The following is a 3,325-nucleotide window of genomic DNA, read 5'->3' as shown; positions in this document are numbered from 1 at the left end:
TTTCGACAACTCATCGACCACGAGTCGAACATCATGCAGCACAGTCGATTCCGGCACAACGTGAACGAATCACAACCACGTAAGACACGGTCTAAAGGTGTTTCCGGCGGTTTCTCTCAGTAGGTTCGGGCGTCGGGCCAGCGGTCGGCGAAGGTGATCGCGAACGCGTTGACCGCAGGCTTCGTGCGCCGTGAGGCGCTGTGGTTTGAGTGGAGGTGAGAGACCTTTGCCGTCGGGTCGTCGCAGTGGCCCGGTAGGAGCTGGGGGCAGCCGTGCGACGTGAGGTCGCACGTTATGAGTGATCGCGTTTGATTGGAGGTCGTTTAACGAGAACGTGATCCGGTCCAGTGTCTGTGGGACCGTCCCCGCCCTGGCGTGCGTCGTGGGTGACCGCGGGGTGCGAAGCCTGGGGTGAAAGCCGAAGCGTCCCTGTTCCATCCAGGGGCGACGGGCGAGGGGAAGACCGGACGGGTGAACGGAAGTGAATCTTCGTATGCCTCGTTATCAGCAGCTCCGCCGATGGGATGTTCCAGCGGGGTACAGGGCTGGCCGTTGAGAAGCGGCAGGCGCCGACCAGAGAGGCTGTGCTGGTCGGGAGGACACCGCCGCCCCGGGGTAAAGAAGGCACCCAACCCGGTCGTATCTCATGCGTGCGGAACACGGAAACCCCGACAGAGTCCGGAACATCGTGGCGATGTTCCCGGTAGGCCGACCGTGAGGAAAGCGGAAGCCTCTGGCGGGCACAGGATGTCCAAGAAGCGAAGGCCGGCGGGCGAAAGCCGGCAGGAAACCAGCGCGCTGTGGCGGCACCTCCATGTCGTCGTCGCTGGATAACTGGCCGGATACCGGACCGTGTGCTCGGGCCTCGAAAGGGGCGCTGACGTGGACAGGTGAGCTGGTGAAGCAATGCGGTCTCGAACCGCCGGAACCGAGGGACAAGTTGGACACCGAATGGTGAACGGACCTGAGGGCGTGGCCCTTTCGTGGGATGTCGTCGATTGGCGGCACCACGAGGACAACGTACGGCGGCTGCGGCAGCGGATCTTCACAGCGACTCGGAGCGGGAACTTGGCGAGAGTCAGGAACTTGCAGAAGATGATGCTGCGCAGCTGGAGCAACACACTGATCAGCGTGCGGCAGGCGACGCAGCGCAACGCGGGACGCAAGACCGCCGGGATCGATGGCGAGGTCGCGCTGACCTCGCACGACCGGATGCGGCTGGCGGTGCAGGTGCACCGTGACGCGGCGTCCTGGCAGCCCAGGCCGGTCAAGCGGGTGTATATACCCAAGGCGGGTAACCGTGCGAAGTTGCGCCCGCTCGGGATTCCGGTGATCGCGGACCGTTGCCATCAAGGCAGGATCCGCAACGCGCTGGAACCTGAATGGGAGGCCCGGTTCGAGCCCAAATCCTATGGGTTCCGGCCGGGTCGCAGCTGCCACGATGCGATTCAGGCGATCTACACCGTCTGCCGAGGCCAACGAGCCAAACGGGTGTGGGCACTGGACGCCGATCTGGTGGCGGCGTTCGACAGAATCGATCATTGCCGGCTTCTCGATGCCATCGGATCTTTTCCTGCCAGGGACATGGTCCGGGATTGGCTGAAAGCGCGAGTTATCGAGGCGGACAAGGGATTTGCTCCGACCGATGAGGGCACGCCCCAAGGCGGAGTGATCAGTCCGTCGCTACTGAATATCGCCTTGCACGGGCTGGAACAGGCAGCGGGAGTTCGATATGTGGAGTCCGGTAGTAATGCCGAGTCGACGCGAACGGACTCACCGGTGGTGATCAGGTATGCCGACGATCTCGTCGCGCTCTGCCACACCCAGCGGCAGGCCGAGCAGATCAAGGCGCGGCTGGCCGAGTGGCTGGCACCGAGGGGCCCGGCCTTCAACGAGGACAAGACGCGCATCGTCCACCTCGGTGAGACCGGATTCGATTTCCTCGGGTTCAATGTCCGCCGCTACCACGGCAAGCTGCTGATCAAACCATCCAAGGCTGCGGTCCGGCGAATACGGGAACGGCTGCGCACGGAGATCCGCGATCTGCGTGGCTCCAACGCTCGGGCGGTTATCGCCAGGCTCAACCCGATCATCAAGGGCTGGGCGGCCTATTACCGAGGTGTGGTGTCGAAGCGGACGTTCAACGTCCTCGACGACTATCTGTGGGCGCTGACCTACAAGTGGGCGACCTTCAGCCACCCCACGAAGTCGAAGTGGTGGGTCTCGGCCCGCTACTTCGGCAAATTCAACAAGTTCAGGAACAACCGCTGGGTATTCGGCGACGCCGCCACCGGCGCTCACCTGGCCCGGTTCTCCTGGACCGACATCGTCCGACACACTCTGGTCAAGGCCCGGGCATCTCCCGATGACCCGGTGTTGGCCGAGTACTGGGAACAACGGCGACGCAGAATCAAGCCTCCGGTCGACGGCTACACGCGACGGCTGCTCATCGAGCAGCACGGTCGTTGCCCACTCTGCCGGAACGAACTGCTGTCACCGGATCAGCCACCGGAATCTCCGCAGGAATGGGAGCGATGGTGGCTGCTGGTCATCCGTCAGGCAATAGTCGCAGACTACCTGATCCATGACGGACGACCCGCCCAAGCGGACGGTGAACGAACTCGCCTGGTCCACCGCTCCTGCCGAAACGAGCGCACCGCTCGGCAACGCAGAAGCATCGCACTTCAACTCGATTCGCTCCAGCGGCTTGCTTGAGCTGCTTGCGGTGAAAGCCGCACGGGCAGTTCTGAGGGGAGGACGGCGCAGCAATGCGCCGTCCTTACCCGACTGATCCGGGAGGTGCCGGTGAGGGTGGGAGCAGCCCTGACAAAGGCGGGGCGTGTCAGCACTGCCGGATGGTGCGGGTCCGGCGAGCAGGATCGAGAGGAGCACGCGAGGAACCGATGTCTTAAAGCCCCTCAACGATTTACCGACTCGAATCTGGCGGATGTGGGTCGGGAGCGGCGCGTCCGGAGGCATGAGGTGCCGAGGGAACTTCCTGGGTCTGGTGAAGCCCGTTCCGAGGGAGGCTGTGGTGAAAGTCTGCGGCGTAACCGTAGCGATGCCGCAGGGGCAGAGTCGGGCTCCTCCTCGATCGAGCGAATCACAGTGAACACGGGAACCGTTGCGAGTCCGCCCTTGCCAGGCGCAACCAGCGTCGCGGTCAGGGCTGGGCTCATCGTCGGCCGATCGGCTCGCAATGGGGCGGAGTTGCCGTAGTACTCCGAGGTCGGGGTGCGACACGAGGTCGCACGAGTTGAGTGAGCTTCACTGAAGGAGGTCGGCGGATGCCGAAGGTGTAGTTACGGATCAGTGTTCGTGGATC

The 3,325-nt window shown here is 63.6% G+C and carries 1 protein-coding gene; it reads left to right on the top strand.

Features of this window, described 5'->3' with window-relative positions; genetic code table 11:
• The first annotated feature begins 906 nt into the window (after positions 1-906).
• Positions 907-2,715 (top strand): group II intron reverse transcriptase/maturase, encoded by a 1,809-nt coding sequence (gene ltrA / locus AB0L97_RS38505; RefSeq protein ID WP_364439983.1) that lies wholly within the window; start codon positions 907-909, stop codon positions 2,713-2,715.
• Positions 2,716-3,325 lie beyond the last annotated feature (610 nt).

It is taken from the genome of Nocardia sp. NPDC051911 (assembly GCF_040681035.1).
In the GTDB taxonomy this organism is placed as follows: Bacteria; Actinomycetota; Actinomycetes; order Mycobacteriales; family Mycobacteriaceae; genus Nocardia; species Nocardia sichangensis.
This window is presented reverse-complemented; position numbering and strand designations above follow the sequence as displayed.

Excerpts from the sequence above, each read along its gene's own strand:
- ltrA (WP_364439983.1), top strand. The coding sequence starts at position 907 with ATGCGGTCTCGAACCGCCGGAACCGAGGGACAAGTTGGACACCGAATG.